Source organism: Ruegeria sp. CH6 (genome assembly GCF_056537005.1).
The window spans coordinates 92612-117038 of record NZ_JBQFQS010000002.1; the positions used below are offsets into that span (position 1 = coordinate 92612).

Annotated in this window: 31 protein-coding genes; 17 read left to right on the plus strand and 14 right to left on the minus strand. The window is 55.2% G+C overall.

Annotated features, from left to right (window positions below):
• The first annotated feature begins 28 nt into the window (after positions 1–28).
• The gene (locus ACR0CW_RS04720) at positions 29–1393 is read left to right on the plus strand and encodes an MATE family efflux transporter (protein ID WP_480786991.1); all 1365 of its coding nucleotides are present in this window, start codon (positions 29–31) and stop codon (positions 1391–1393) included.
• A gap of 11 nt (positions 1394–1404) precedes the next feature.
• On the opposite strand, the gene ACR0CW_RS04725 is transcribed toward ACR0CW_RS04720, so the two are convergent.
• Together ACR0CW_RS04725 and ACR0CW_RS04730 are read right to left on the minus strand one after the other, a co-directional pair.
• Positions 1405–1806: a hypothetical protein gene (locus tag ACR0CW_RS04725; protein ID WP_170335215.1), complete on the minus strand. Its 402-nt coding sequence runs from the start codon at positions 1804–1806 to the stop codon at positions 1405–1407.
• Positions 1807–1820: 14 nt separating this feature from the next.
• A complete protein-coding gene (locus ACR0CW_RS04730; protein WP_480739931.1) occupies positions 1821–3023 on the minus strand; it encodes a pyridoxal phosphate-dependent aminotransferase in 1203 nt (400 codons plus the stop codon).
• A gap of 91 nt (positions 3024–3114) precedes the next feature.
• On the opposite strand from ACR0CW_RS04730, the gene ACR0CW_RS04735 reads away from it, so the two are divergent.
• The 3 genes from ACR0CW_RS04735 (at position 3115) to ACR0CW_RS04745 (ending at position 4336) form a co-directional block, all read left to right on the plus strand.
• Positions 3115–3507, plus strand: a complete 393-nt coding sequence (locus tag ACR0CW_RS04735; protein WP_155151597.1) for a helix-turn-helix domain-containing protein — start codon at positions 3115–3117, stop codon at positions 3505–3507.
• A complete protein-coding gene (locus ACR0CW_RS04740; protein ID WP_367646972.1) occupies positions 3504–3761 on the plus strand; it encodes a succinate dehydrogenase assembly factor 2 in 258 nt (85 codons plus the stop codon). The genes ACR0CW_RS04735 and ACR0CW_RS04740 overlap by 4 nt, the downstream gene beginning before the upstream one ends.
• A gap of 77 nt (positions 3762–3838) precedes the next feature.
• On the plus strand, positions 3839–4336 hold the full coding sequence (locus ACR0CW_RS04745) for a MarR family winged helix-turn-helix transcriptional regulator (protein WP_209016443.1): 498 nt from the start codon (positions 3839–3841) through the stop codon (positions 4334–4336).
• Here the strand turns inward: ACR0CW_RS04745 and ACR0CW_RS04750 are convergent, their stop codons facing one another.
• From ACR0CW_RS04750 to ACR0CW_RS04760, 3 genes are read right to left on the minus strand one after another with little or no spacing between them, the layout of a single operon-like run.
• Positions 4337–5059 carry a DUF1194 domain-containing protein gene (locus ACR0CW_RS04750; RefSeq protein ID WP_480786992.1) on the minus strand — a complete coding sequence of 241 codons (723 nt, stop codon included), beginning with the start codon at positions 5057–5059 and terminating at the stop codon, positions 4337–4339. It abuts the gene before it with no gap.
• Positions 5056–5766 (minus strand): DUF1194 domain-containing protein, encoded by a 711-nt coding sequence (locus ACR0CW_RS04755; RefSeq protein ID WP_480787452.1) that lies wholly within the window; start codon positions 5764–5766, stop codon positions 5056–5058. The genes ACR0CW_RS04750 and ACR0CW_RS04755 overlap by 4 nt, the downstream gene beginning before the upstream one ends.
• The gene (locus ACR0CW_RS04760; protein ID WP_480786993.1) at positions 5760–6188 is read right to left on the minus strand and encodes a VOC family protein; all 429 of its coding nucleotides are present in this window, start codon (positions 6186–6188) and stop codon (positions 5760–5762) included. The genes ACR0CW_RS04755 and ACR0CW_RS04760 overlap by 7 nt, the downstream gene beginning before the upstream one ends.
• A gap of 192 nt (positions 6189–6380) precedes the next feature.
• Here ACR0CW_RS04760 and thyX point away from each other — a divergent pair, with 192 nt between their 5' ends.
• Together thyX and ACR0CW_RS04770 are read left to right on the plus strand one after the other, a co-directional pair.
• Positions 6381–7292, plus strand: coding sequence for an FAD-dependent thymidylate synthase (gene thyX / locus ACR0CW_RS04765; protein ID WP_155151590.1), 912 nt, complete (start codon positions 6381–6383; stop codon positions 7290–7292).
• A gap of 167 nt (positions 7293–7459) precedes the next feature.
• Positions 7460–7660 (plus strand): hypothetical protein, encoded by a 201-nt coding sequence (locus ACR0CW_RS04770; protein ID WP_209016440.1) that lies wholly within the window; start codon positions 7460–7462, stop codon positions 7658–7660.
• Between the two features lie 79 nt (positions 7661–7739).
• On the opposite strand, the gene ACR0CW_RS04775 is transcribed toward ACR0CW_RS04770, so the two are convergent.
• Positions 7740–7946: a cold-shock protein gene (locus tag ACR0CW_RS04775; RefSeq protein WP_008758035.1), complete on the minus strand. Its 207-nt coding sequence runs from the start codon at positions 7944–7946 to the stop codon at positions 7740–7742.
• 216 nt (positions 7947–8162) lie between these two features.
• On the opposite strand from ACR0CW_RS04775, the gene ACR0CW_RS04780 reads away from it, so the two are divergent.
• Both ACR0CW_RS04780 and ACR0CW_RS04785 read left to right on the plus strand, forming a co-directional pair.
• Entirely contained in the window at positions 8163–8480 is a 318-nt protein-coding gene (locus ACR0CW_RS04780; RefSeq protein WP_480786994.1) for an ArsC/Spx/MgsR family protein, read from the plus strand.
• A 41-nt stretch (positions 8481–8521) separates the two neighbouring features.
• Complete coding sequence (locus ACR0CW_RS04785; protein ID WP_170335205.1) at positions 8522–8890, plus strand: hypothetical protein; 369 nt, start codon at positions 8522–8524, stop codon at positions 8888–8890.
• A gap of 1 nt (position 8891) precedes the next feature.
• On the opposite strand, the gene ACR0CW_RS04790 is transcribed toward ACR0CW_RS04785, so the two are convergent.
• From ACR0CW_RS04790 to thrS, 5 genes are all read right to left on the minus strand, one after another.
• The gene (locus tag ACR0CW_RS04790) at positions 8892–9410 is read right to left on the minus strand and encodes a DoxX family membrane protein (RefSeq protein WP_155151581.1); all 519 of its coding nucleotides are present in this window, start codon (positions 9408–9410) and stop codon (positions 8892–8894) included.
• Positions 9407–10168, minus strand: coding sequence for an HvfC/BufC N-terminal domain-containing protein (locus tag ACR0CW_RS04795; protein WP_480786995.1), 762 nt, complete (start codon positions 10166–10168; stop codon positions 9407–9409). The genes ACR0CW_RS04790 and ACR0CW_RS04795 overlap by 4 nt, the downstream gene beginning before the upstream one ends.
• On the minus strand, positions 10165–11022 hold the full coding sequence (bufB, locus tag ACR0CW_RS04800) for an MNIO family bufferin maturase (protein WP_480786996.1): 858 nt from the start codon (positions 11020–11022) through the stop codon (positions 10165–10167). The genes ACR0CW_RS04795 and bufB overlap by 4 nt, the downstream gene beginning before the upstream one ends.
• Positions 11023–11096: 74 nt before the next feature.
• Positions 11097–11399, minus strand: coding sequence for a BufA1 family periplasmic bufferin-type metallophore (locus tag ACR0CW_RS04805; RefSeq protein ID WP_155151572.1), 303 nt, complete (start codon positions 11397–11399; stop codon positions 11097–11099).
• Between the two features lie 221 nt (positions 11400–11620).
• Complete coding sequence (gene thrS / locus ACR0CW_RS04810) at positions 11621–13579, minus strand: threonine--tRNA ligase (protein ID WP_480786997.1); 1959 nt, start codon at positions 13577–13579, stop codon at positions 11621–11623.
• A gap of 195 nt (positions 13580–13774) precedes the next feature.
• Between thrS and ACR0CW_RS04815 the strand changes: the two genes are divergently transcribed.
• The 5 genes from ACR0CW_RS04815 to ACR0CW_RS04835 all read left to right on the plus strand — a co-directional run bounded on the left by ACR0CW_RS04815 (position 13775) and on the right by ACR0CW_RS04835 (position 17371).
• Positions 13775–14524 carry an alpha/beta fold hydrolase gene (locus ACR0CW_RS04815; RefSeq protein ID WP_480787453.1) on the plus strand — a complete coding sequence of 250 codons (750 nt, stop codon included), beginning with the start codon at positions 13775–13777 and terminating at the stop codon, positions 14522–14524.
• Entirely contained in the window at positions 14524–15516 is a 993-nt protein-coding gene (locus tag ACR0CW_RS04820; RefSeq protein ID WP_480786998.1) for an alpha/beta hydrolase, read from the plus strand. The genes ACR0CW_RS04815 and ACR0CW_RS04820 overlap by 1 nt, the downstream gene beginning before the upstream one ends.
• On the plus strand, positions 15516–15941 hold the full coding sequence (locus tag ACR0CW_RS04825; RefSeq protein WP_480786999.1) for a VOC family protein: 426 nt from the start codon (positions 15516–15518) through the stop codon (positions 15939–15941). Before ACR0CW_RS04820 ends, ACR0CW_RS04825 begins: the two co-directional genes overlap by 1 nt.
• A 20-nt stretch (positions 15942–15961) precedes the next feature.
• Positions 15962–16576 (plus strand): hypothetical protein, encoded by a 615-nt coding sequence (locus ACR0CW_RS04830; protein WP_170335344.1) that lies wholly within the window; start codon positions 15962–15964, stop codon positions 16574–16576.
• Positions 16577–16660: 84 nt separating this feature from the next.
• A complete protein-coding gene (locus tag ACR0CW_RS04835) occupies positions 16661–17371 on the plus strand; it encodes an alpha/beta fold hydrolase (protein ID WP_480787000.1) in 711 nt (236 codons plus the stop codon).
• Here ACR0CW_RS04835 and ACR0CW_RS04840 read toward each other — a convergent pair.
• Together ACR0CW_RS04840 and phaZ are read right to left on the minus strand one after the other, a co-directional pair.
• Entirely contained in the window at positions 17368–17952 is a 585-nt protein-coding gene (locus ACR0CW_RS04840) for a DUF6151 family protein (RefSeq protein ID WP_480787001.1), read from the minus strand. The genes ACR0CW_RS04835 and ACR0CW_RS04840 overlap by 4 nt on opposite strands.
• A 3-nt stretch (positions 17953–17955) precedes the next feature.
• On the minus strand, positions 17956–19233 hold the full coding sequence (gene phaZ / locus ACR0CW_RS04845; protein WP_155151555.1) for a polyhydroxyalkanoate depolymerase: 1278 nt from the start codon (positions 19231–19233) through the stop codon (positions 17956–17958).
• Positions 19234–19345: 112 nt separating this feature from the next.
• On the opposite strand from phaZ, the gene ACR0CW_RS04850 reads away from it, so the two are divergent.
• The 4 genes from ACR0CW_RS04850 (at position 19346) to ACR0CW_RS04865 (ending at position 23191) form a co-directional block, all read left to right on the plus strand.
• Complete coding sequence (locus ACR0CW_RS04850; RefSeq protein WP_170335188.1) at positions 19346–21148, plus strand: PHA/PHB synthase family protein; 1803 nt, start codon at positions 19346–19348, stop codon at positions 21146–21148.
• Between the two features lie 131 nt (positions 21149–21279).
• A complete protein-coding gene (locus ACR0CW_RS04855; protein WP_155151549.1) occupies positions 21280–21726 on the plus strand; it encodes a phasin family protein in 447 nt (148 codons plus the stop codon).
• Between the two features lie 136 nt (positions 21727–21862).
• A complete protein-coding gene (gene phaR, locus ACR0CW_RS04860) occupies positions 21863–22417 on the plus strand; it encodes a polyhydroxyalkanoate synthesis repressor PhaR (RefSeq protein WP_170335186.1) in 555 nt (184 codons plus the stop codon).
• 12 nt (positions 22418–22429) lie between these two features.
• Positions 22430–23191 carry a trypsin-like serine peptidase gene (locus tag ACR0CW_RS04865; RefSeq protein ID WP_480787002.1) on the plus strand — a complete coding sequence of 254 codons (762 nt, stop codon included), beginning with the start codon at positions 22430–22432 and terminating at the stop codon, positions 23189–23191.
• A 3-nt stretch (positions 23192–23194) separates the two neighbouring features.
• Here the strand turns inward: ACR0CW_RS04865 and ACR0CW_RS04870 are convergent, their stop codons facing one another.
• Positions 23195–24409: a DegT/DnrJ/EryC1/StrS family aminotransferase gene (locus ACR0CW_RS04870; protein ID WP_480787003.1), complete on the minus strand. Its 1215-nt coding sequence runs from the start codon at positions 24407–24409 to the stop codon at positions 23195–23197.
• Positions 24410–24427 lie beyond the last annotated feature (18 nt).

The following is a 24427-nucleotide window of genomic DNA, read 5'->3' on the forward strand; positions in this document are numbered from 1 at the left end:
AAACCGGGCCGGGCATAAGGCTGGCGGGATGAGCAAAGTGATGATATATCCCGACCACTTCAAGGCTATCGCGATCCTCGGCTTGCCGCTGATAGGCGGGCACCTGGCGCAGTTTGCTATCGGCCTAACCGATACGGTCATGCTCGGCTGGTACGGGGTCGAGGCGCTGGCTTCGGTCACTCTGGCAAGCAGCTACTACTTTGTTCTGTTCCTCTTTGGTGCCGGCTTCGGCTGGGCAGTGATGCCGATGGTGGCCACTGCGGCTGCGGAAGAGGATGAGACCAGCATTCGTCGCTCAACCCGCATGGGTCTTTGGCTGTCTTTGATTTATGCGACACTCATGATGCCGATGTTGTGGTGGTCGTACCCGATCTTGATTGCCCTGAAGCAGGAGCCGCAAGTCGCTGAAACAGCTTCACAATATTTACGCGTTGCTGGTTGGGGCTTGTTTCCAGCGCTGATTGTGATGGTGCTGAAATCCTATCTGGCTGCGCTAGAACGGACGCAGATCGTACTGTGGATTACCGTGGTTGCCGCGGTAGTGAACGGCGTCACGAACTATGCGCTGATTTTCGGCAACTGGGGCGCGCCTGAGATGGGTGTGATCGGTGCAGCGATTGCCTCAGTCGTGACGCAGCTCGTCTCACTGATCGCGGTTGTGATATATGCCGTTCGCGTGCTGCCCGAGCACAGCCTTTTCCAACGTTTCTGGCGCCCGGATTGGGAAATGTTCTGGAGCGTGCTTAAGCTGGGCGTTCCGATCGGTCTGACCACTCTTGCCGAGGTGACCTTGTTTGCGACTTCCGCGGTCATGATGGGCTGGCTGGGTCAGGTACCACTTGCGGCGCATGGTATCGCACTCAATCTGGCTTCTGCCACATTCATGGTTCATCTGGGGCTATCAAATGTGGCTACCATCCGTGCGGGTAACGCATTGGGCCGCCGCGACCGGGCGCATCTCGAGAAAGGTGCAATTGCGGTGACAGGCATGTCCCTTGTGATGTCAGCGATCACAATCCTTTTGTTCCTCACCTGTGCCGAACAGTTAATTTCGCTGTTCATGGAGGCGGATGATCCGCAAAGGCCTCAGATACTGGCAATCGGCACCGGGCTGTTGGCGATGGCGGCTTTGTTCCAGCTTGTCGATGGGGCGCAGGTCATCGCGCTGGGTCTGCTGCGCGGTTTGCAGGACGCAAAGATTCCCATGGTCATCGCGGCGCTCAGCTACTGGGTGGTTGGTATCCCGGCCTCGTACTATTTTGGCTTCATGCAGGGTATGGATGGGATCGGCGTTTGGCTGGGCCTCGTGCTGGGCCTTGCCTGTGCCGCTGTACTTTTGATGGCGCGTTTCTGGCTGCGCTCTGTTCGGGAAGTGGGCGTGCCAGCTGAATAATGAAGACCGGCTTAATCCTTGCTGAGCCGGTCTGCCTTTTTCCGTACTAAAACCGATCGCAGATCGTGCATTGCCATCAACAGACGATCTGTGACGTCTTCCAACTGCTCCTCGGTTGCCTTTGACTGTGCCCACTGGGTGGTCAGGTTCAGGTAATCCACCGCCCTGTGGATATCATCAATTTCCCGCTGCTCCAGCAGGGCTTTGCGGTTTTCCATCCATCTTGCGATCTCGGCTTTGTCCGCCTCGGACAGTGTACGCTGTCCGTGCGGTTTGACTTCGCCATTGCGGATGTTGATGACTGCGATCTGATCCATCTCGATGCGGCGCTGGCGGTTTTCGGTGTCGATCCGAAAAACCACTGCGCCGTTTTCGCGTACTCGAAAATAGTATTCAGGCAGCTCTGTCGACATGGGTTCGCCTCCGATCAGGTCAGTGCAGCACAGAAACGTTGGATGCGCGTACAGGCTTCTTTGAGTGCTTCGTCCGAGGTCGCGTAGCTGACCCGGAAATTCGGCGACAGGCCGAAGGCTGCGCCGAAGACAACGGCGACATCTGCCTCCTCCAGCAGGGCTGTAGCAAACACCTCGTCATTCTCAATAACTGTACCTGCGGGTGTCGTCTTGCCGATCAGCCCAGCAATAGACGGATAAACATAGAATGCACCTTCAGGAGTAGGGCAGGATATGCCGTCAATTTCATTCAGCATACTCACGACAAGATCGCGGCGCCGTTTGAACATTTCGTTGTTCGGCGCCAGAAATTCCTGAGTGCCATTCAGCGCTTCAACGGCTGCCCACTGGCTGACCGAACAGGGGTTCGACGTGGACTGCGACTGTATCTTGCGCATGGCCGCGATGATCTCTACCGGACCTGCTGCGTAACCGATCCGCCAACCGGTCATGGCATAGGCTTTCGATACGCCATTGCAGGTTAGCGTGCGGTCGTACAAAGCCGGTTCAATTTCGGCAGGGGTGCAAAATTCGAACCCGTCATAGGCTAGGTGTTCATACATGTCGTCGGACATGATCCAGACATGAGGGTGACGCATCAGAACGTCGGTCAGTTCCTTCAATTCTTCCCGGCTGTAGCCCGCACCGGTCGGGTTCGACGGTGAGTTGAAGATAAACCACTTTGTTTTGGGCGTGATCGCTGCTTCAAGCTGATCAGCGGTCAGTTTGAAATTGGTCTGCAAAGAGGTCTCGGCGATCACGGGCGTGCCACCTGCAAGCAGAACCATGTCCGGATAGCTGACCCAGTAGGGCGCAGGGATGACTACCTCATCCCCTTCATTCATTGTCGCCATCAACGCATTATAGAGTGTCTGCTTGCCGCCGGTACCGACCGAAATCTGTGCGGGTGTGTAATCCAGGCCGTGGTCGCGCTTCATCTTGGCGCAAGCAGCCTGCTTCAGCTCAGGAATTCCATCTGGTGCGGTGTATTTGGTTTTCCCCGCCGCGATCGCCGCGACCGCCGCATCCTTAATGTTCTGAGGCGTATCAAAATCCGGCTCACCTGCGCTCAGGCCAATGACGTCGCGGCCAGCTGCCTTTAACTCAGCTGCTTTTGCTGTCATTGCGATGGTGGGCGAGGGTTTGACGCGCGACAGTGTCGCAGACAGGAAACTCATGGGCGGCCTCGGTTTGTATGTTCAACCCGTCTGTCATAGGGTGCGCCCGAATGACGATCAAGCGATATGAAAAAGAGAATTGGAGACCCCGATGAGTGATGAAAACGACTGGTTCGGACCGGACGCTGCAACCTTCGGGGATCGACTGGCAGGCGCACGCGAGGCGGCGGGTATGACTCAAGCCGATCTGGCGCGTCGTATCGGGGTTAAAAAGACCACGATTGCAGCGTGGGAAAACGATCTATCCGAGCCACGAGCAAACCGGCTGTCGATGATGGCGGGTATGGTGAATGTCTCGATCATGTGGCTTTTGACTGGCGAGGGCGAGGGAATGGATGCCCCCGGTGAACCCGATCAGGGAAATCTGGAATTGTCCGGTATCGTTGCTGAACTGCGCGCCATTCGCGGGGAAATGCGGGCCAGTGCAGAACGCGCTGCTCGACTGGAGAAGAAGGTTCGTCTGATGTTGGAGCAAGGTCAGTGACCGAGCCTCGCGATGTAAGAATAAAGCGCATGAAGATGCGCTCGATGCGGCGCGGGATCAAGGAAATGGATCTGATCCTATCCGCCTATGCTGACCGCAATCTGCCCTCAATGGATCAGGCGGGTCTGGATAACTATGACGCGTTGCTGCATGAGAACGATCAGGATCTGTACCAGTGGGTTACGGGCCAAGTTGAGCCGCCAGAAGCATTTTCTGTATTGATCGCAGATATCGCCCAGACCTTTCAAAAATAAAGAAAAACTAGTTTAACCGATTTTTCGGAAATTGGCGCCATCCTACCCCGAACAGCGCGAGTGAATCGGAGGATCGGATGAGTATGGAAGTGCAGGTCTCCGCGCCGGGGGCCAAAGTGTTCATGACCAGCTATCTTGAAGCGTTGGCGCTGGTCGAGCGCCTGCATCGATTGCTGCTGGACGTCATCAAGGATGAATTCGAGCGCGTTGGTGTGTTGGAAATCAATGCAGTGCAGGCACTCTTGTTATTCAATATCGGGGACCACGAGGTTACTGCCGGCGAACTGAAAAGCCGTGGCTACTATCAGGGCAGCAACGTGAGCTACAATCTGAAGAAGTTGGTCGAAATGGGCTACATGCACCATCAGCGGTGTGAAATTGACCGCCGCTCGGTCCGGGTCCGGCTCACACCACGTGGACGAGAGATCCGGGATATCGTTTCAGAGTTGTTTGCCCGACATGCAGAGGGCCTGCAAAGTCGCGGCGTCATTGGTGTCGAAGGTATCGAAGATATCACGAGTTCGCTTCGCCGTGTCGAACGCTATTGGACGGATCAGATCCGCTACATCTATTAGTCAAGGCGAATTGGGCGGTGTTGCCATGGATAAGGTCAGCCCTTCCAATTCACGGATCAATTTACGGGCCATAGCGTTTTCGTAAGCTTCAAAGCCTAACGCGACCTCGACGAAAGCGTCCGGCCCAAGAATGACCCAGGCGTTATAGTATGCGGACAGCTCTCCGATCTGAACATAGCGTTTGTCGCCACTGCTGGGGTCGTCGGCACCGATGACCAAACCGTTGATGGTGATGCCCGAGCTGCCCAGCATGCCTTTGACTTCGCGTGGATGCGGGCCGAGATTGTGTTTGCCGTCTCCGGACAAATCCAGGGTTCGTTTCCAGCAGGCTGACTGATTGTTCAGTTGCTGAGCCCCAAAAAGCATCGCCGATCCAACCGCGGTGCCCTGCGGGGCCGAGGATCGGTCGGTGTTTGCCAGACGTTGACTAATGCTATGCAAGTCTGAGGCTGTGCGAATTTCAGTCCAATCCACTAATACCCTTTGGTGCACTGTTTCACTCCATTCGTAGATGAACAGACGAACAGGCGCGGCAGGATTAGACAATATGAGCTGCTCAACCTCGGATTGGCGGAGCGCTGCGGCCAGCCCGTCAAGCTGCAATCGGTATTCCCTGCTATCAACCGAACCCGAAACGTCTACTCCCAATGCCAACGCTTGCCTGCACTGGGCAGTCAGCGGGCTGGCAAGCAAGCATAGCAGGATGGGCAGTAAACGGATCACTCTGAAATGCCCGTGTGCAGCGCGCCGATCTCGAGCCGTGGGCGAAGTTCGCGTTCGAGCTTGCGGCGCATTGCTCTTTCGAAATCCTCAAACCCGGAGGCGATCTCCAAAAATGCGCCGGGGCCGTGCAGAACATTGTTTTCGTAAAACGGGATCAGATACAGCTCACCTTCAAAATCGGCTGCATTGATGACAAGCCCGTTGACGATGATGTTCTCAAACGGAAAGTGCTTGTAGGCTATCCGGGGACCGTAACCATCATTGTTCGAGCCGTCACCAGATACATCGATGGTTTGGAACAAGCAGTTTGGTGCCTCTTCCATCAGCGATGCACCAAACGCCATTGCGTATCCCATCGCAGTAGCGGAACCGCTGTCTGAACGCACTGAATTTGCAATTTGTGTCGAAGCGGCGAGCAGGTCGGGGGGCTGCTCAATGAGTTTCCAGCTCAGGATTACTCTTTGAGTTGTTCGGCCGCTCCATTCATACACCGCAAGCGCAACTGGCATTGGAGAAGAGAAGAAGGCTTCCTGAACCTCGGGTGCGAGTAGCGCAGCCGCCAGCCCCTGACGTTGCAGAGTATCTTCGGTCGCATCGACAGAGGTCGAGATGTCCATCGCAAGCGCCAAGGCGAGGCGGCACTGGGCCGCCCAGACAGGGCTGCCCAGACAGGCCAGCCCCAGTGATATCAGCCAGCGGATTACCAGTGACCAGTGCTTTCCATGCTTGCCCAGGGTTCGGCAGGTTCAAGCGCCTCACCATTCTGCAGAAGTTCGACCGAGATATTGTCAGGTGAGCGGACAAAAGCCATGCGCCCATCACGCGGCGGGCGGTTGATCACGACACCGTTGTCCTGAAGGTGCTGACAGACCTCGTAGATGTTATCGACGCCATAGGCCAGATGCCCGAAATGTCGGCTGTCACTGGGCAGCGCATCGTCGCCATCCCAGTTGTAGGTCAGTTCAATCGGCGCGTCCTCTTGCCCGGGAGGTGCGAGAAAAACCAGTGTAAACCGAGCGGCCTCACTTTCATACCGGCGCGTTTCTTTCAGCCCCAGCAACTCATAAAACGCTATAGATTTCTCCAGATCCTTCACGCGGACCATGGTGTGAAGATAGGTCAGGCCCATCGCGGCTTTCCTTTCGTTATTCGTGTTTGAGCGCAGATTAGCGCGCAGACTTGGCGTGTCGAGGGGGACACGAAGAATTGCTTATCCACATATTTGTGTGAAAATGAACCCAAACCCCTTGATATCGCGGTTCCGGTGGTGGTGAGGCCGAGATATAGTGGTGGGCGACTCATTACAGGAGAGGATGTTTTCATGCCGCTGTCTTCCGACCAACTGGCCGAGATCGAGGCGCAACGCGCGCAATCGCAATCAACACGCCGCGTGGTGGCCTCGGGCATGGAAGAGCACCTGTATACGGCGCACCAGGTACTGGATCACGGTTTCGTTCGTGTAATCGACTACATGGGAGATGATGCCGCTATCTGCCAAGCCGCGCGTGTTTCCTACGGTAAGGGCACCAAGTCGGTTCAGAACGACGAAGGGCTGATCCGTTACCTCATGCGCCATTGGCATTCGACGCCGTTTGAGATGTGCGAGGTCAAGCTGCACGTCAAACTTCCGGTATTTGTTGCGCGCCAGTGGATCCGACACCGTACTGCCAATGTGAACGAATACTCCGCGCGGTATTCGATCCTTGACCGTGAATTCTATATCCCGGCACCCGAACACGTCGCCGCACAGTCTGAGGTGAACAATCAAGGCAGGGGATCAGCCCTTGAGGGTGAAGAAGCCGCGCGCGTTCTGGAAATCCTCAAAGCTGACAGCACTCGTTGCTACGACAACTATGAGGCCATGATCAGCCAGGACGGCCAGCAGGGACTTGCCCGTGAATTGGCACGCATGAACCTGCCCGCCAATGTATATACGCAGTGGTATTGGAAGGTTGATCTGCACAACCTGTTTCACTTCTTGCGTTTGCGGGCTGATCCGCACGCACAGTACGAAATCCGGATTTATGCTGAGACCATGTGCCGGATCGTGGCTGACTGGGTACCATTTGCGTACAAAGCGTTCGAGGATTATCGCCTTGGCGCGGTCAATCTGTCGGCGCAAATGGTCGAGGCGCTGCGCCGTATGTTGAAAGGTGAAGCTGTCACGCAGGAAAACTCGGGTATGACGGCACGCGAATGGCGTGAGTTCGAAGCGGTCATCCGCGAAGGCTAATCAGGTAAAACGCATATCAATTGTCTATACATTTGTCATGGAACTGTTACATTGGTTCCATGACCTGTTCTGTTTTCCCCCGAGCATTTTGCCTGAGCATGCTTCTTGTAGCGCCTGTTCATGCAAAATCCCCCATCGCCGAAGTGATTTGCGAGCCGACGGGCCGAATGCACGAAAAACTCTCCCGTCAGTTTGGGTCACAGCAAACGGCATCCGGTATCCGCGGGCCTGAACAGATTATGGAAGTCTGGACCAGCGAACGAGGCGACTGGACGCTGGTTATGACCTACGCCACCGGAACATCCTGCATCGTTGCAATGGGCGAAAACTGGAACACTCATGCCAAAACGGATCCGGCACGAGGGTAGCGCAGTTACCTGAGGTGTGGTTAACGGCCGATAATTGGCCGTTAACCTTCTTTGATTTACCCACCGAAGCGGGATCGCATTAAAGCGGCTTCAAATCTGCCGCCATCTGGCGGCCGTCACGTCCGTCCTGCAACTCGTACGAGACTTTCTGATTGTCAGCGAGTCCGGTCAGACCGGATCGTTCTACGGCCGAGATATGAACAAACACATCTTTGCCCCCTTCATCAGGAGCAATAAAACCATAGCCTTTGGTCGTATTAAACCACTTCACGGTGCCGGTTGGCATTTCCCGTGTCTCCTTCTACTTTCAAGTCGCCCCAAAATAATTGCCGGGGCAGAGGCTGACGTAATCGCAACGCATGACGGTTTCGCTAACGCGATACAGTCAGAATTGCGTGTTTCGCCTTTTTCAACATTGCACGGTGAAGTAAAAAATCAAGAATAACTGGGGTAAGCTCATAGTTTTGCCCGATTTTATTGCACAAACGAGAGAAATGAGAATATGGACCTTTACGGGCTCAAAAACTGCGACACATGTCGTAAAGCATTGAAATCACTGCAAGATGTGGAGCTAATTGACGTCAGGACGCAGGGAGTTCCTGATTCTGTGCTGTCGCAAGCTTATGAGCGCTTCGGCGAAGCTTTGCTCAACACACGCTCGACAACCTGGCGTGGTTTGGCCGAAGAAGAGCGCTCTCGCCCCGTGCTTGAACTTTTGAAAGATCATCCGGCTCTGATGAAACGCCCATTGATTGCCCGGGACGGAGAGTTGTTTCTTGGCTGGACCCCTGAGACACGCGCAGGACTTGGTGTCGCGTAGCAGAGTGCTTATCTGGTTGGTCTTAGCAGCGGAGACATTGAATGCGTAATGCGACCATGATTTTGGGCGTCATCGCCGGCCTAGTCGGCATGATCGTTGGCTTTTTCGGATATGGTTATGTCGAAGCCATTAAGCACTTTGGTGAGATTGAAGGCGTGGCCGAGCAGGTCAAGGATCCCGAACTGATTCAGGCGGCATCAATAATCGCACCGCTACTTGCCATCGCTGGGGGCGCAATGGCGCACGCACGGGCATTGATCGCGGGCATTTTGTTATTGGTGTCAGCTGCAGGGATGTACTACGCGTTTGGATTTGGCGTGTTTACCATGTTCCCGATCGCATTTGCCGGCGTGGCCGGGATCCTTGGGATCGCCGCGGGAAAACCGGACGAACCCAAGGCACATTTCTAGATCATTTGAGGCGCAGAAGCCGGTCCAGCGAGATTGGGCCTGCGCCATTGATCGCGATCACGAGGAACAGGAAGGTCCACATGACACGCTGATCCATCAGCGTGATCGCGTTGTCGAACAGGCTACCCAGCTTGATGCCATGTCCATTGACATCGACCAGCGTCTGAACCCAGACAAAGCCAATCATGCCTACAGCTGCCAGTCGTGTCAGCAAACCGACCAGAAGTAGCGCAGGCAAAACAAACTCGGCCACTGTGCCGAGGAAAATGACAACACGCTGATACAAGGTCATCTGAGACACGTCGTACAGAACCGCCTCTGCTGCTTTTGGAAAGATCTGACCAAATGCGCCAGCCGAAGGCGAAAAGATCGAGCCGTCGATCTTAAGAGTAGCGGAATTCCAGTAGTAGACCAACAAGACCGCGACGAACACCAGCCGCGCCAGTGTCGGCGTCAGCCAGTTGGAAGCATGATCCAACTTTCCGAGTGCGCTGTTGTGAAAAGAGATCAGGGCAGTCATGTGTCCAGCCTTTCGATAGTCACAGAAGTTATTGCGGCACCCTGCAACAGCAGGGCCAGAGTGGTTCCGAGGTCAAAGTCGGGGATCTCGGCAGTGGTGATTTCAAAAGCTTCGCCAATGGTTTGTCCTGACTGAATTCCGGAAATCCAATCTGCGCCACCGGGGGGCAAAAGCTGTGGTGTTGGGTCGTATTCCGGGCGAGTGACCAACACGCCCTGTGCGCCAGGCTCGGGCTTAGGGGCATCCGGATCGTTGTTGAAGCGCCAGATAGCATGCACTGGCCAAGCCGATTTCAGCACACGCATCGATGGGGCAAATCCCAATTTCGCCTGCATCAGATCTTCAGGTGATACCGCAAGTGCGTCGGCGTCAATCGGTTGACTATCCGCAGCGTGATAGGATTCACGTATGGCCAGCTCCAGCCTCGCGACGTCTGGTAGGTATCCCAGATGCGAGAGCTGCTCCATCCTCGATAGAAACTCCGGAAACTCCTGACCATAGAACATCATCAGTGGCGATGATGGTGGGTGTTGACGCAGGAACAGGCCCGCCAGCCCATCCATGTTCTGTGGCCCCAGCAGTTTGGTGATGACCGGAAAGGCCTGATGCATCGCTTCGGTCAGAGAAACGGCCACGTTGTTGCGATAAACGCTGAAGCGACGACCGGCGGGTTGCGCTGACGCGTCCAGCAGACCGTCAGGAACGGGTTTCGCTGCATCCAGAAGGGCCGCTCGAAACGCCGTCTGGGAAACGCTCATGCTGGCACCCGATCCAGCGCGGCCTGTGCGCGAACGGCTTCGTCGCGCAGCAAGGGCCAGTCAGGCACATCCGTATCCCATTCGATCAAAACAGGCTTTGGGCCAGACCGGTCCAACACATAATCCAGCAACGCCCAGACAGGATCGACCACTTCGCGACCGTGACTATCAATCAGCAACGGATGCCCATGATCATCTTCGTCTTCATCGTGCCCGCCAAGATGAATCTCACCGACTTTCTCAAGCGGATACTCGTTGATGTATTCCTGCGGTGAGTAGTCCAGATTGGTGGCAGAAACAAAAACGTTGTTGACGTCTAACAGCAAACCGCACCCGGTGCGCTGCGAGATCTCTCTCAGGAAATCAGGTTCGGACCAGGTACTTTCTTCGAATGCCAGATAGCTGGACGGATTCTCCAGCAACATCTGCCGCCCGATGGTGTTTTGAACCTGATCGATGTGTTCGCAAACACGGGCAAGCGTCGTATCCGTATAGGGCAGGGGCAGCAGGTCGTTCAGAAAATGCGCGTCATGTGTGGACCATGCCAGATGCTCGGAAAAACTGGCTGGGTTGAGCCATTCCACAAGATGTTTCAGACGGGTGAGGTGATCGGGGTCCAGCGAACCTTCGCCGCCGATCGACAAACCTACACCGTGAACTGAGATCGGGAACAGTTCTGACAGGTGGCGCAACTGGGCCAGCGGACGTCCACCATCACCCATATAGTTTTCGGCATGAATTTCCAGCCATGCAACCGGTTTGGCATGTTCAAGAATCTGCGTAAAGTGCTGCGGTTTATAGCCAACACCCGGCGCTGCGGGCAGACGGTTTGACCTGAGTGCATCATCCAACATTTGCGAGTTTCCCGATTGCAACAAAGAGGGCGGGCGATATCTGATAGCCCGCCCTCTCGTTCATATCCTGGCTCTTATGCAGGCAGATCGCGTTCCAGCGGCTCCAATGAACCCTTGCGCGGTGTGCCGTTTGCTTCGGCAGGCAGTTCAATATCTGCGCAGGTGCCTGCATCAACCAGAGTCCATGCATTGCCCTGATAATCTACCGTCGAGGTGCCGGCGCATGTGGTGCCGGGGCCAGCGGCGCAGTCGTTCTGACCGGCTTTTGACACGCCATAGCATTTCTCTTTGGCTTGTGCGCTTGCGGTTGTAGCTGCACCCGATACGGCTGCTGCAACGGCGGTTGCGATAACCAGGGTTTTTGCGGTGTTCGACATCTCGGTAATCCTTTTAATGACTGCGTATGTCTGCTTGTGACAATGACAAAGGTAGTAGCTTAATCGGGGCAGGTGAATTCACGAGCCCGTGTCTCACAACCCCGTCAAAGAGCGTAATGCCCTCTTGAAGCTTAACAAATTGTTTTTGAATTGAAAAATGTAATTTGTTTCAATCCGGCCCCGTATTTGGGGCCGGATTTCGGGCGATTTGTCGCCGAATGTTACAGAAGGTCCGGCGGAGTTGCTGCCGTGCTCAACTCATTTGTTACAGCTTCAAGTGACTGAACCTGTGTCTGTTTTTCGCCGAGACGACGCACACTTACGGTGCGTTCTTCGACTTCGCGATGGCCGACCGCCAGAATGACCGGCACTTTTCCGACCGAATGCTCGCGGACTTTGTAGTTGATCTTCTCGTTGCGGATATCCGCCTCGGCGCGAACGCCTGCAGCTTTGAGAGTTTCAACCACTTCCATCACATATTCATCGGCGTCTGACGTGATCGAGGCGACCACAACCTGACGCGGTGCCAGCCAGAAGGGCAACTTGCCAGCATGTTCTTCGATCAGGATGCCGATGAAGCGTTCGAACGAGCCAAGCGTTGCCCGGTGCAGCATGAACGGACGGTGCTTGGCGCCATCAGCGCCGATAAAGCTGGCGTCCAGACGCTCGGGCAGGTTGGGGTCAACCTGCAGGGTGCCGCACTGCCAGTCCCGGCCGATTGCGTCGGTCAGGGTAAACTCCAGCTTTGGACCATAGAATGCGCCTTCACCTTCGAGAGTCTCGAAGTCATATCCAGCAGCTTTGCAGGCATCTCCCAGAGCTTTTTCGACCAGATCCCAGCTTTCGTCCGACCCGATGCGTTTCTCTGGACGGGTGGAAAGCTTGATGGTCCAATTGTGGAAACCCAAATCTGCGTAGACCTTGGACAGAAAGGCGATGAACTTCGCGGTCTCAGATTCGATCTGTTCCTCTGCACAGAAGATATGGCCATCGTCCTGGGTAAAGCCGCGCACCCGCATGATCCCGTGCAGGGCACCCGAGGGTTCATAGCGGTTACAAGAACCGAATTCCGCCATGCGCAGGGGCAGGTCGCGATAGGACTTCAGGCCCTGATTAAACACCTGCACGTGGCAGGGGCAGTTCATCGGCTTCAGCGCGTTGATCGCTTTCTCGCGAGCATGCTCCTCGTCCACTTCGACGATGAACATGTTCTCTTGATACTTGTCCCAGTGACCCGAGGCTTCCCACAATTTGCGGTCGACGACCTGAGGGGTGTTCACCTCGACATAACCGTCGCGCTCCTGCATCCGGCGCATGTAGTCCTGCAGGGTGGTGTAGATTTTCCACCCATTCGGATGCCAGAAAATCTGACCGGGGGCCTCTTCCTGCATGTGGAACAGGTCCATCTCGCGGCCCAGCTTGCGGTGGTCGCGCTTGGCGGCCTCTTCCAACATATGAAGGTGGGCTTTCAGCTTTTCCTTGCCGGTAAAGGCCACGCCGTAGATACGCTGCAACATCGGGCGCGAGCTGTCGCCACGCCAATAGGCGCCAGCAATGCTCATCAGCTTGAAGGCGTCGCCCGGCAGTTGGCCGGTGTGTTGCAAGTGCGGGCCGCGGCACAAATCCTGCCAGTGGCCGTGCCAGTACATTCGCAGGGGCTCATCACCCGGAATGGCTTCGATCAGCTCGACCTTGTAGGGCTCATTATTAGCCTTATAGAATTCGATCGCGCGTTGGCGGTCCCAGATCTCGGTTGTAACAGGATCACGCTTGTTGATGATCTCTTTCATCTTTTTTTCGATGAGGCCGAGATCTTCGGGCGTAAACGGCTCTTCCCGATCAAAGTCGTAGTACCAGCCATTTTCAATAACGGGGCCGATGGTGACCTTGGCTGCGGGCCAGATTTCCTGCACCGCGCGCGCCATAACATGAGCTAGATCGTGACGGATCAGCTCGTTAGCTTGTTCCTCATCCTTCATGGTGTGGATGGCGATCTGCGCGTCAGAATCGATGGGCCACTGCAGGTCCCAGTGCTGGCCGTTCACCGTGGCTGAAATCGCCTTTTTGGCCAATGAAGTCGAGATATCGGCAGCGACCTGCGCGGGCGTCACGCCTGCGTCAAATGATCGGGAATTGCCGTCGGGAAAAGTAAGGGAGACTGACTGTGAGTCCAGGGCCATATCGGCTCTCCTCGTCGGTTTGGCGCCCACTGAACGCCCGGTTGCGGGTTATGTGTGTTTGGCTCATGTGGCAGGTGCAGCAAAACCTGTCAAGTGTCGAACGCTATCTGAACTGACGCCGCGGGATGGTGGAAATCGGGAATTGCGACCATCGGGCTGCCGTGCATGATGTTCCTCAAAGAGAAAGAGGATTTCATGGCAGCGACGGATTTTCTGGAAACAGCGCAGGGTCGGCGACTGGCGTATCATAAGACCGAGGGCGCAGGACCGACCATTGTTTTTCTGGGCGGGCTCAAGTCGGATATGGAGGGCACCAAGGCGGTGCATCTTGAGGCATGGGCGCAGGCGCGCGGTCAAGGCTATCTGCGCTTTGACTACTCGGGTCATGGCGAAAGTTCGAATGCGTTTACAGATGGCTGCATCGGTGACTGGCATGAGGATACGCTGGCAGCGGTTGCGTCATTGACTGACGGACCGCTTATCGTTGTGGGGTCTTCAATGGGGGGATGGCAGGCCCTTCTGTTGGCACGAGCCATGCCTGAACGTATTGCGGGAATGGTGACAATCGCCGCTGCGCCGGATTTCACAGAAGATGGTTATTGGGCTTCGTTCTCAGATGAACAGAAGGCTGCTCTGGATACTATGGGTCATGTCGAACTGCCGTCGGACTACATGGAGCCCTACATCATCACAAAGCGCATGATCGAAGACGGGCGTCAGAACCTGGTTCTGCGGAACGCACTGGAATTGCCGTTTCCTGTTCGGTTTCTTCAGGGAACCGCAGATACGGCCGTATCGACTGAAACCGCAGTTCGTTTGCTGGAACATGCCAGCGGAGCGGATATGCGGCTGCTGCTTGTCAAAGATGCCGATCACCGGTTTTCTGACGGCCCATGCTTGGGACTGATCGAAAACGCCGTTCTCGAAGTGATGGGAGAACAATAATGCGGCGTTTCGGTCAATTCCTTGGACGCTTGTTACTGGCGCTGATCGTTGTTGGTGGACTGATCTATTGGTTCGGACCTAGGGAAGAGATAAATCTGAACCCAACTTTCGATCCCCGAAAATTTGGGGAAGGGGTTCAGGTTTACTTTGAAAGCGTCGAATCCGGGTTCGACGACATCACACCCGGCGTCGAAAAACGGGTCATCTGGCAGGATGGGTTCAAAGAGCAACGCACACCGGTTTCCGTCCTTTATGTACACGGTTTCTCGGCCACTTCCGAGGAAATCCGCCCGGTTCCTGATCTGGTGGCAGACGCATTGGGTGCAAATCTCGTCTATACCCGGTTGCAAGGACATGGCCGGGTTGGCGAGGCTATGGCCGAAGGAACTGCGTCGGGCTGGATGCAGGATTTGGCAGAAGGATTGGCCGCAGCGCGAGCAGTAGGTGAAAAAGTCGTCGTTATCTCGACATCGACAGGTGGAACCTTGGTCGCAGCTGCGGCTCTGAACCCAGAGCTTAGCGAGAATATCGCCGGAATGGTCTTTGTTTCCCCAAACTTTGGCGTCAACGCACCGGGGGCATGGGTCCCGGGACTGCCTTGGGCGAGAGACTGGCTGCCCCTTTTGATGGGCGAGGTCCGTGATGTTTCCGGCCCTGATCCGGAAAAGAACAAGTATTGGTCGTCGGTTTATCCGTGGGAGGCAGTGGTTCCCATGACCGCTTTGGTGGAAACGGTTTATGCGCTTGATTTCTCTGATGCGCAGGTTCCGGCGCTTTTTTGGTTTTCGGACGATGATCAGGTTGTACGACCCGATCTGACCCACAATGTGGCCGCCGCATGGGGTGCGCCTGTTGCCGTGGAACTGGTCACAATGGGGCCAGAGGATGATCCGTCTTCACATGTGATCGCCGGGCGCCTTATGTCCCCGGGGCAAACCGACGCCGCTGTTGCAGGTATACTGGCCTGGTTGAAAGAGCAGGGAGTCGAGTGATGGAGCAACGTGTCAGCCTGATTACCGTTGGCGTAGATGATCCCGAAACTGCAGCTGGGTTTTATGAACAACTGGGGTGGCAGAGAGTTGATAGCCCGGATGGTGTTATTGCCTTTGATCTGATCGGTCAGACACTGGGCCTATACCCGTTGTCGGCATTGGCTGATGAAATCGGGGTCGATGTTGGTACTCTAGGGCAGGGCGCGCTTACTCTCAGTTATAATTGCCGAACAAAGGAAGACGTCGCGCAAGTGCTGAGTAAGGCCGAAACCTCTGGGGCAGAGGTACTCAAACAGGCCTCAGATGTTTTCTGGGGCGGGCATCATGGGTACTTCCGTGCACCTGATGGAACGATCTGGGAAATCGCGTTCAATCCGTTTTCGAAACTTGGGCCAGATGGCGCATTTCGCTGGAACGGGTACTGAAGATGCGTAAGCCTGGCAGTATGTGGAGCCTCGAGAACCTTGGCCGCATACGCTTGTCCCGGCATTTTTTTATGCGGGACTTTCTTTACTCTGAAATAGGAAACTTTCATCAGAAGCAGAATCTCCCTGAAAATCCTGATCTTGCGATCGAGACTGGCCGCGCCTTTTGCGAGACGTTGCTGGATCCTTTGGAAGAGACCTTTGGCCGGATTGCAGTGAGATCAGGTTATCGTTCGCCATCGCTCAATCAGTTCGGAAACGAAAATAAGCTGAATTGCGCTCGCAACGATAATCCACTGGAATGTCACATCTGGGATCTGGGTGAAGGTGACGCCCGTATTGCCGGTGCATCCATCGTCGTTCCTTGGTTTGCAGATCAATACGCTGATGGCAGGGATTGGCGCGACCTGGCGTGGTGGATGCACGACCATCTGGATTACTCAGAGATCTGGTTTTTCCCAAAACTGTGCGCATTCAATCTGGTGTGGAGACCCAGGCCCCTGCGTCGGATCGACAGCTATATAGCCCCGCGTGGTAGCCTGTTGCGCGCTGGGGAAGAACCAGAGGAAAGCCTGACCTCCCGACAGTCGCGCTATGCGGATTTTCCTCAGTTCCGAGGCATTCAGTACCCCTGAACTTTTGCTTGATTGCCGGAGATGAAACTCCCATCCTGATAGAAATTGAGAACCCTCGGAGCTCCGAGAAGATGGAGGCCCCGCGTGATCGAGCCGCTGGTTTTGTTGCCTGGTTTAATGTGTGATGCTCGGCTGTTTCGTGCCCAGACAGAAGCGCTTTCGCGTGACAGGGCAGTCACTGTTGCGCCTGTTTCTGCGGGTGACCGGATCGAAGAAATCGCTTCGGGATTGTTGGACCAACTTCCTCACAGGTTTGCCTTGGCCGGCCTTAGCATGGGCGGTGTCGTTGCGCTGGAATTGATCCGGCGAGCGCCGGATCGCATAACCCGTCTGTGTTTGATGGCAACAGATGCTCAGTCGGATACACCGCAAATCGCTGCTGCGCGCGAAGACCTGATTGTTGGCGCGCAAGCAGGGCGACTGGAAGAGGTTATGCGCAAGGTTGTAGGCTCTGACACGCTGGCCCCCGGTCCACAACGTATTCCCATCCTGAATGATTTGTTGAAAACGGCCATGGAACTGGGGCCCGAATTGTTCGTACGTCAGATGCGAGCGCTGCAACGCCGCCCCGATCAGCAAGGAACACTGCGCAAGATCAAAGCCCCGACACTTGTATTGTGCGGGGCGCATGACACGCTGACTCCGGTTCGAAAACATGCGTTTATGGCTGATTTGATCCCAGGGGCAGAGCTGCAAGTCATCGACGATGCCGGACATCTGCCAACTTTGGAAACGCCTGAAACCGTGAACGAAGCGCTTGCACGTTGGCTGCATTCGCCACTCAAAATGTTCTAGTCGTAAAGACCTGCGCGTTCTTCGAGCGTAATAACATGCGGGGCTACGACAGGCTCGCCAGTTGCGAGGTTGAAGAACGGGGTTTGTCGCCAGCTGCCTGTGAGCCAGGACTTCAGTAACCGTTTGGACAATCCGAATGCCGCATATTGCAGCTTTTCGTGTTTTTGCTTTCCATTTGGTCGCGGCACAAATCCGCGAGTGGTGACAGACCCCAGACGGTCAGTGTCTGCAATCCGTTTCACGATGAAGCTGGCGAATGGAAATTTAGGAGTTCCCGGTGTTGTCGCCAGCGGTGCATTGCAGCATTTTGCGTACCAACGGAACATACCGTTGGGGCTAAGCTGCATAAGCGCCAGGTTTTCTGCGCCTTCAGTGAATTGAACCTCCTCGGGGCTCATCTGGAAAACATCCACTGGTCCCGGTGCAGGATCTGGTTGATTGAAGTAAAGCTGTGCTGCGCGGCAATCATGACAGAAACAGGCGCAATGTGTTCCCGCTGTTACGCCGGGGCCGGTAATCTGGCCACGCAAACCCCCGCAATCACATGAAAACGAAAGCGGCGGTTCGGTGCTATGCGCCATGGCTTAGGCTGCGCTGTTCTTATTGGCAGCGCGCCGCTTGGATTTGGGCTTGCGCTGATTGTCATTCATGAAATCGATGACCAGAGGGCGGATATTGTCGCGCCAACTGCGGCCAGCGAAAATGCCATAGTGACCAGCGCCGGGCTCGACATGGCTCGCCTTTTTGCTGTCTGGCAAACCGGTGCAAAGGTCCAATGCGGCGATGCACTGTCCCGGGGCCGAAATGTCGTCATTCGCACCTTCAACCGTTTTGACAGCGACGTCGGTGATTTTGCCGATATCCACTTTGTGGCCCGCCACGACAAACTCGTTCCGGGCAATCTCTCGGTTTTTGAAGATACGTTCGACGGTCGACAGATAGAACTCGGCCGTCATGTCCATCACGGCAAGGTACTCGTCGTAGAAACGGTTATGAGCGTCGTGCTCGGTGGCCTCGTCACGAACCACGCGCTGGATCTGGTCCGAGAACGCTTTGCTGTGACGTTCCGCATTCATAGACATGAAAGAGGCCAGTTGCAGCAGACCCGGATATACCATCCGACCCACGCCTTTGTATTTGAAGCCGACCCGCTGGATCATGGTTTCTTCCAGCTGGCCCATAGTTACCCGACGACCAAAGTCGGTGACCTCGGTAGGGGTCGCGTCCGGATCGACCGGCCCGCCAATCAGGGTCAGCGTGCTGGGTTGTGCTTTTGGATCAACTTCAGCCAGATACGCGGTTGCGGCCAAGGTCAGGGGAACAGGCTGGCAAACCGCAACAACATGCGTGTCCGGGCCGAGTTCCTTCATAAAATCGACAAGGTAGAGCGTGTAGTCCTCGACATCGAACTTGCCTTCGGAAACCGGGATATCGCGCGCATTATGCCAGTCGGTGACATATACCTCGCAATTGACCAGCAGGCTTTTGACCGTCGACCGAAGCAGCGTCGCATAGTGGCCCGACATCGGTGCAACCACAAGAACTTTGCGTGGTTGCTCTTCGCGCCCATTCACGCGAAAGTGGATCAAGTCTCCAAAGGGACGCTCAATAACTGTGGTGACGTCAACAAGATGATCCTTGCCATCTTCGCATGTAAACGTACGAATGCCCCAGTCGGGCTTCACGATCATGCGCTGGAATGTACGCTCGGTGACCTCACCCCATGCAGCCATCCAGCTGAACGCGGGATTGGGGACCATGGAAAACAAAGGATACGACGCCATCGCACTGGCCGTAGCGCCCAGCCACTGGTTGGTGTTGCGCATGGTTTCCATGAGGTCGTAGGTCATCATATAGCGCATGAAACGGGGCCTCCTGAGTGTCAGCCTGAGAGTTCGGACCATTCGCCGCTTTGCCCCCCAGCACCCACGACGTTATTCTGCATAGCAGCGAGGTTAGGGGGGAATTGTTAAAATGACAACAAGTGAAGGCCAAGCACCCGAAATGACCGACGAACATATTGAACGTATTAAGGAAAATATGGAAAAGGTCGAGCAGCTGTCGAAGCGCCTGATCGAAGTCATGGCGACAAAAAAGCCACACACCCCCGCGCTGGATGGTCCGAATCAAGAGCTTTTTGCACGAGCAGCAACAGCTTACTGGGCCGAGGCTTGGCAAAATCCTGCCAAGTTATTGGAACAACAGATAGAATACTGGGGCAAATCGGTTCTGAACTTTGCTGAGGCGCAGCAAGCTTTAACCGGTGCCGAGGTTGAAGAGCACGCGGAATTACCCCGTGATAAGCGCTTTTCGAACCCACTGTGGGAGACAAACCCCTATTTCCGGCTGGTCAGGCAGCAGTACCAGACCAATGCCGAGGCTATCGCACACGCTGTTGCCTCGGTTGAGGATCTGGATGCCAAGGACAGGCAGCGGCTGAAGTACTTTTCGCAGCAGATCGTTGATATGATGTCGCCGACCAATTTTCTGGCGACAAATCCGGATGCACTGGAAAAAGCGGTTGAAACCGAAGGACAGTCGCTGATCCAGGGGTTGGAAAACCTGGTTTCCGATCTCGAAGCCAACGATGGCGAGCTTGTGGTCAAGCTGGCGGATGAAAGTGCATTCCAGATTGGCGGTAATATCGCGACCACTCCGGGCGATGTGGTTTACCGCAACCGAATGATGGAGCTGATACAGTACAAGCCGGCAACCGAGACAGTGCATGAGACCCCGATCGTGCTGTTCCCGCCGTGGATCAACAAATTCTACATTCTGGATCTCAAAGCGCAGAACAGCCTGATCAAATGGGTGACCGAGCAGGGGTACACTCTGTTTGTCGTTAGTTGGGTCAACCCTGATGAGTCCTATGCCGATACCGGGATGGAGGACTACATTCAGGACGGTTTTCTGACAGCAATTGATGAGGTCAAGAAGATCTGCAAGGTCAAGCAGGTTAACGCTGTCGGGTATTGTATCGCGGGCACCACTCTCAGCCTCACACTGTCGCTGCTCAAACAACGGGGAGACAAATCCGTTAAGTCGGCAACCTTTTTTACGGCGCTGACGGACTTCTCGGATCAGGGAGAGTTCACACCTTTCCTGCAGAATGACTTCATCGACGGGATCGAAGAGGAAGTGAACAAGGAAGGCCTGCTGAGATCATGGATCATGGCGCGCACCTTCTCATTCCTGAGATCACGAGACCTGATATATGGCCCCGCGATCCGCAGCTACATGATGGGCGAAACACCTCCGGCTTTTGATCTGCTGTATTGGAACGGAGATGGTGCCAACCTGCCGGCTAAAATGGCCGTGCAGTATTTGCGGGGACTTTGTCAGCGCAATGAATTCGCCACCGACGGGTTCGAGTTGATGGGGCACACATTGAAAGTGTCCGAGGTTGATGTGCCGCTGATGGCCATCACATGCCAGACTGACCATATCGCGGCCTGGAAAGACTGTTATAGCGGTGTGCAGAAAATGGGGTCGCGTTCCAAGACATTTGTCGTGTCGGAATCCGGTCACATTGCGGGGATCGTCAATCCCCCAAGCAAGAAGAAGTATGGGCACTATACAAACGCGGATCTGAAGGCAGACGCTGACACATGGTTAAAAGATGCGACCTTCAATGAAGGGTCTTGGTGGCCGATGTGGGAGGCTTGGCTGAAGAAGCGTTCAGGCAAGCAAGTGCCAGCCCGCGATCCGGGCGATTCGGGCCACCCGTCATTGGGACCTGCTCCAGGTACCTATGTTGTGGTCAAAGCAAGCGCCTGATTTTTCACTGAAACTAAAAATATTCTGCGCTGCAGCGAGAAAAAACTTGAAATGCTGCAATGCGGCAATCATATTGCCTTCAAGCTGATGAAAACCGGGGTGGGCTCGGTTCGGCAAAAAGGATTATGACAATGGCAAAGACCCAAGACTTTACCGCGATCATGAAAGACATGATGGGCGCATTCCCGGTAGACACATCTGCTCTGGAAGATGCATTCAAATCGACTGCTTCTCTGAACGAGAAACTGTCGGGTGTTGCTCTGGAAGCAGCTGAGAAGTCGGCAGAAATCTCGAACAAATGGACCAAGGAAACCCTGGCCAAGCTGACCGAGATGTCGAAAGCAAAAGCCGAGCCTGCCGATTATGCCAAAGCCGCAACTGATTTCGCCAGCGCGTCTGCCGAAGTTGCTGCCGAGAACATGGCTGCATTCGCAGAAATCGCAAAGAAAGTTCAGTCCGAATCCATCGAACTGCTGATGGCTGCCGGCAAAGAAGCTGCAGAAGACGCAACTGCAGCTGTTAAGAAAGCTACCAACGACGTAACCGCTGCTGCGAAAAAAGCATCGGCTGCCAAGTAAGTTAAGTCCGCGACAAGCACCCATTCCTCCCAATCGGTGCAATCGCAAGAGGGTAGGTCGCTTGACCTGCCCTTTCTTTTTGTTCTGCAGTCGCATAACCTCTGCTGCAACGCATCATCCTTGGGGAGGGTAACCGGTGTCAGAACAAGAAAAACCGCTGTTGATAAAGCGTTACGCCAGTCGTCGGCTGTATAATACAGAGACCAGCGACTACGTTACGCTTGAGGACATTGCCGGGTTCATTCGCGATGGGCGCGAAGTGCAGATCATAGACCTGAAGACCGGTGATGATCTGACACGTCAGTATCTGCTTCAGATCATTGCCGAACACGAAAGCCGAGGCGAAAATGTTCTGCCGGTCAACGTCCTGAACGATCTGGTGCGCAGCTACATGATCCCCGGCGGCGGCATGATGCCTCAATTCCTGCAAAGCTCGTTCGAGATGTTGCGCGAAAGCCAGACCAAGATGATGGAAAACATGAATGCCATGAATCCAATGAGTGGCATTCCGGGCTTTGATGCGATGCAGGCGCAGCAAAAAGCGTTTTTGAAAGCGATGACCGGTGGGTTGTCCGGCAACTGGTCTGGACCTGATAGCGAAGAAGAGGCCAAGCCAGAGGCAAAGGAAGACCTCGACGACATCAAGAAACAACTGGCCGAGTTGCAGCAGAAGCTCTCAAAGCTGAGCTGATCGGAGATATGGATGCGATGGCTCATCCTGCTTGGTGCATTGCTCTGGGCAGGAGGAGTGTTCGCGCAGGGCCAGTTTTCAGAAACCTGGGAGCCAATTTGCACATTGGGCCAAGATACGGCTCTGGGCTGCAGTGATATCCGTGCCCGGGAAGTTTTAGATGCGTCTCAAGACCCTTGGCGGGCGATCGGGCGCGTCAACTTTGCGGGCAGAAATCAGCGTTCACATTGTACTGGCGTCCTCGTATCTGAACGATTGGTCCTGACTGCAGCGCATTGCCTTTATAACAGCGCCCGCAAGCGTTGGTTACCCCCGTCGAGCATTCGTTTCGCCGCCGGGTATCAGCGTGGCAAGGCGGTTGCCGTGTCGTCGGTCACAAAATTTCGTCTGGCCCCTGAGCAGGGAGTGGACGGCAGTTTCATAAACCGTGCTGAATTGGATTGGGCTGTTCTGGAACTGAATGAGCCTATTGGTCAAAAGGTCGGATTTCTGGGCGTCGCAATGGCTGGGCAGGGTGCTGCCTTTGTCGCTGGCTATCCCGGTCTTCGTCCGCATGTGCTGAGCCGGACAAACAATTGTAATCCGCGTCTATATGGGGGTGGGTTAATGTTAGCGAATTGCCCGGTGATGATGGGGGATTCTGGCGCGCCGCTACTGGTGCAGACAGAGACGGGGCTACAGGTGATCGGCATCCTGTCTCGGATTGCACCAACCCCTGAGGGGATTGATGCGCTGTTCTTGTCACCTGACTTGTTTCAGTTGGGCGACGACTAAACGTCAGGTGCCGTAGGCCGGGACCGCGTCAGCTACCTCTGCGACCGAAGCCAGCAGGATATCGGCGATGACATCCAGCTCTTCCCGCGTCAGACGTACTGGCAGACGCACGTCGCATGCTTTCATCAACATGTCGCGTGTCTGGGGCAGGTCGAACTTTTCAGGCAAAAACTGCCAGTTCCAGAAGGCACGGGCGTTGTCTTCACTCAGGCCAAATACCTGAACCTTGACACCACGCGCATCTGCCGCGGCAGCAAAGGCGCGTGTTTCAGCCTCATCCAACCCGACCAGATTGAACTGAATCGAATCCGGCGCGCGACGCTCGGGTTTCAGTGGGGCAGGGACATTGATGTAGGGCGAGGTGTTGAGGCGTTCGGCCACATAATCGTGGTTCGCCAAGCCATCTCGTACACGGCGCGCAAGCTCGGGGATTTGCGGGCGGATGACGGCCGCGCTCAGGTTGCTCATGCGCAGGTTATAAAGGGGCAGTTGGTTCTGCCAGCGGGCAAAGGCCTGTTCCAATTCCGGTGAGTTATCACCCCGCGGACCTTTGTGTTTTTTCCAGTTGTGTTCATATGCGCCGGACATGATGACAGCACGAGCGACCAGATCGGCATCATCAGTTATCAGGATGCCTCCTTCGCCTGCATTGATCATCTTATAGGACTGGAACGAGAAGCATCCCACATTGCCAATCGTACCGATATTGCGACCATGCCAGGTTGTGCCCAGCGAATGTGCGGCGTCTTCAATAACCGGAATGCCCCGCGCATTGCACAGGTCCATAATGGCGTCCATGTCGGACGTGTGGCCGCGCATGTGGCTGATGATTACAGCCTGCACGTTATCAAGTTTGACTGCAAAGTCGGCCATGTCGATGCGATAGTTCTCACCGACCTCGCAAAGAACCGGAATGCAGTCTGCGTGAACCACCGATGACGGTACAGCGGCAAAGGTAAAGCCCGGGATCAAAACCCGCGCGTCCCGTGGCAGGTCCAGAGCTTTGAGCGACAGGAATAGCGCGGCTGAGCATGAGGAAACCGCCAGCGCGTACTTGGAGCCCAGCAATTCCGCAAACTCAGCCTCGAGCAGGGCGACAGGTGCATCCTGCGGTGCGGTGTAGCGGAACAAGTCCCCCGACTGCATTAATGCATCGATGGCTTCTCGTGCTGCTGCTGGGATGGGTTCGGCGTCATGAACGTTGGGTGGAAGCGTCATATTTGGAATTCCCGAATT

Coding starts and splice junctions, on each gene's coding strand:
- ACR0CW_RS04720 (WP_480786991.1), top strand. CDS start 29: ATGAGCAAAGTGATGATATATCCCGACCACTTCAAGGCTATCGCGATC.
- ACR0CW_RS04725 (WP_170335215.1), bottom strand. CDS start 1,806: ATGTCGACAGAGCTGCCTGAATACTATTTTCGAGTACGCGAAAACGGC.
- ACR0CW_RS04730 (WP_480739931.1), bottom strand. CDS start 3,023: ATGAGTTTCCTGTCTGCGACACTGTCGCGCGTCAAACCCTCGCCCACC.
- ACR0CW_RS04735 (WP_155151597.1), top strand. CDS start 3,115: ATGAGTGATGAAAACGACTGGTTCGGACCGGACGCTGCAACCTTCGGG.
- ACR0CW_RS04745 (WP_209016443.1), top strand. CDS start 3,839: ATGAGTATGGAAGTGCAGGTCTCCGCGCCGGGGGCCAAAGTGTTCATG.
- ACR0CW_RS04760 (WP_480786993.1), bottom strand. CDS start 6,188: ATGGGCCTGACCTATCTTCACACCATGGTCCGCGTGAAGGATCTGGAG.
- thyX (WP_155151590.1), top strand. CDS start 6,381: ATGCCGCTGTCTTCCGACCAACTGGCCGAGATCGAGGCGCAACGCGCG.
- ACR0CW_RS04770 (WP_209016440.1), top strand. CDS start 7,460: ATGCACGAAAAACTCTCCCGTCAGTTTGGGTCACAGCAAACGGCATCC.
- ACR0CW_RS04775 (WP_008758035.1), bottom strand. CDS start 7,946: ATGCCAACCGGCACCGTGAAGTGGTTTAATACGACCAAAGGCTATGGT.
- ACR0CW_RS04780 (WP_480786994.1), top strand. CDS start 8,163: ATGGACCTTTACGGGCTCAAAAACTGCGACACATGTCGTAAAGCATTG.
- ACR0CW_RS04785 (WP_170335205.1), top strand. CDS start 8,522: ATGCGTAATGCGACCATGATTTTGGGCGTCATCGCCGGCCTAGTCGGC.
- ACR0CW_RS04790 (WP_155151581.1), bottom strand. CDS start 9,410: ATGACTGCCCTGATCTCTTTTCACAACAGCGCACTCGGAAAGTTGGAT.
- ACR0CW_RS04795 (WP_480786995.1), bottom strand. CDS start 10,168: ATGAGCGTTTCCCAGACGGCGTTTCGAGCGGCCCTTCTGGATGCAGCG.
- bufB (WP_480786996.1), bottom strand. CDS start 11,022: ATGTTGGATGATGCACTCAGGTCAAACCGTCTGCCCGCAGCGCCGGGT.
- ACR0CW_RS04805 (WP_155151572.1), bottom strand. CDS start 11,399: ATGTCGAACACCGCAAAAACCCTGGTTATCGCAACCGCCGTTGCAGCA.
- thrS (WP_480786997.1), bottom strand. CDS start 13,579: ATGGCCCTGGACTCACAGTCAGTCTCCCTTACTTTTCCCGACGGCAAT.
- ACR0CW_RS04815 (WP_480787453.1), top strand. CDS start 13,775: ATGGCAGCGACGGATTTTCTGGAAACAGCGCAGGGTCGGCGACTGGCG.
- ACR0CW_RS04820 (WP_480786998.1), top strand. CDS start 14,524: ATGCGGCGTTTCGGTCAATTCCTTGGACGCTTGTTACTGGCGCTGATC.
- ACR0CW_RS04825 (WP_480786999.1), top strand. CDS start 15,516: ATGGAGCAACGTGTCAGCCTGATTACCGTTGGCGTAGATGATCCCGAA.
- ACR0CW_RS04830 (WP_170335344.1), top strand. CDS start 15,962: ATGTGGAGCCTCGAGAACCTTGGCCGCATACGCTTGTCCCGGCATTTT.
- ACR0CW_RS04840 (WP_480787001.1), bottom strand. CDS start 17,952: ATGGCGCATAGCACCGAACCGCCGCTTTCGTTTTCATGTGATTGCGGG.
- phaZ (WP_155151555.1), bottom strand. CDS start 19,233: ATGCGCTATATGATGACCTACGACCTCATGGAAACCATGCGCAACACC.
- ACR0CW_RS04850 (WP_170335188.1), top strand. CDS start 19,346: ATGACAACAAGTGAAGGCCAAGCACCCGAAATGACCGACGAACATATT.
- ACR0CW_RS04855 (WP_155151549.1), top strand. CDS start 21,280: ATGGCAAAGACCCAAGACTTTACCGCGATCATGAAAGACATGATGGGC.
- ACR0CW_RS04865 (WP_480787002.1), top strand. CDS start 22,430: ATGCGATGGCTCATCCTGCTTGGTGCATTGCTCTGGGCAGGAGGAGTG.
- ACR0CW_RS04870 (WP_480787003.1), bottom strand. CDS start 24,409: ATGACGCTTCCACCCAACGTTCATGACGCCGAACCCATCCCAGCAGCA.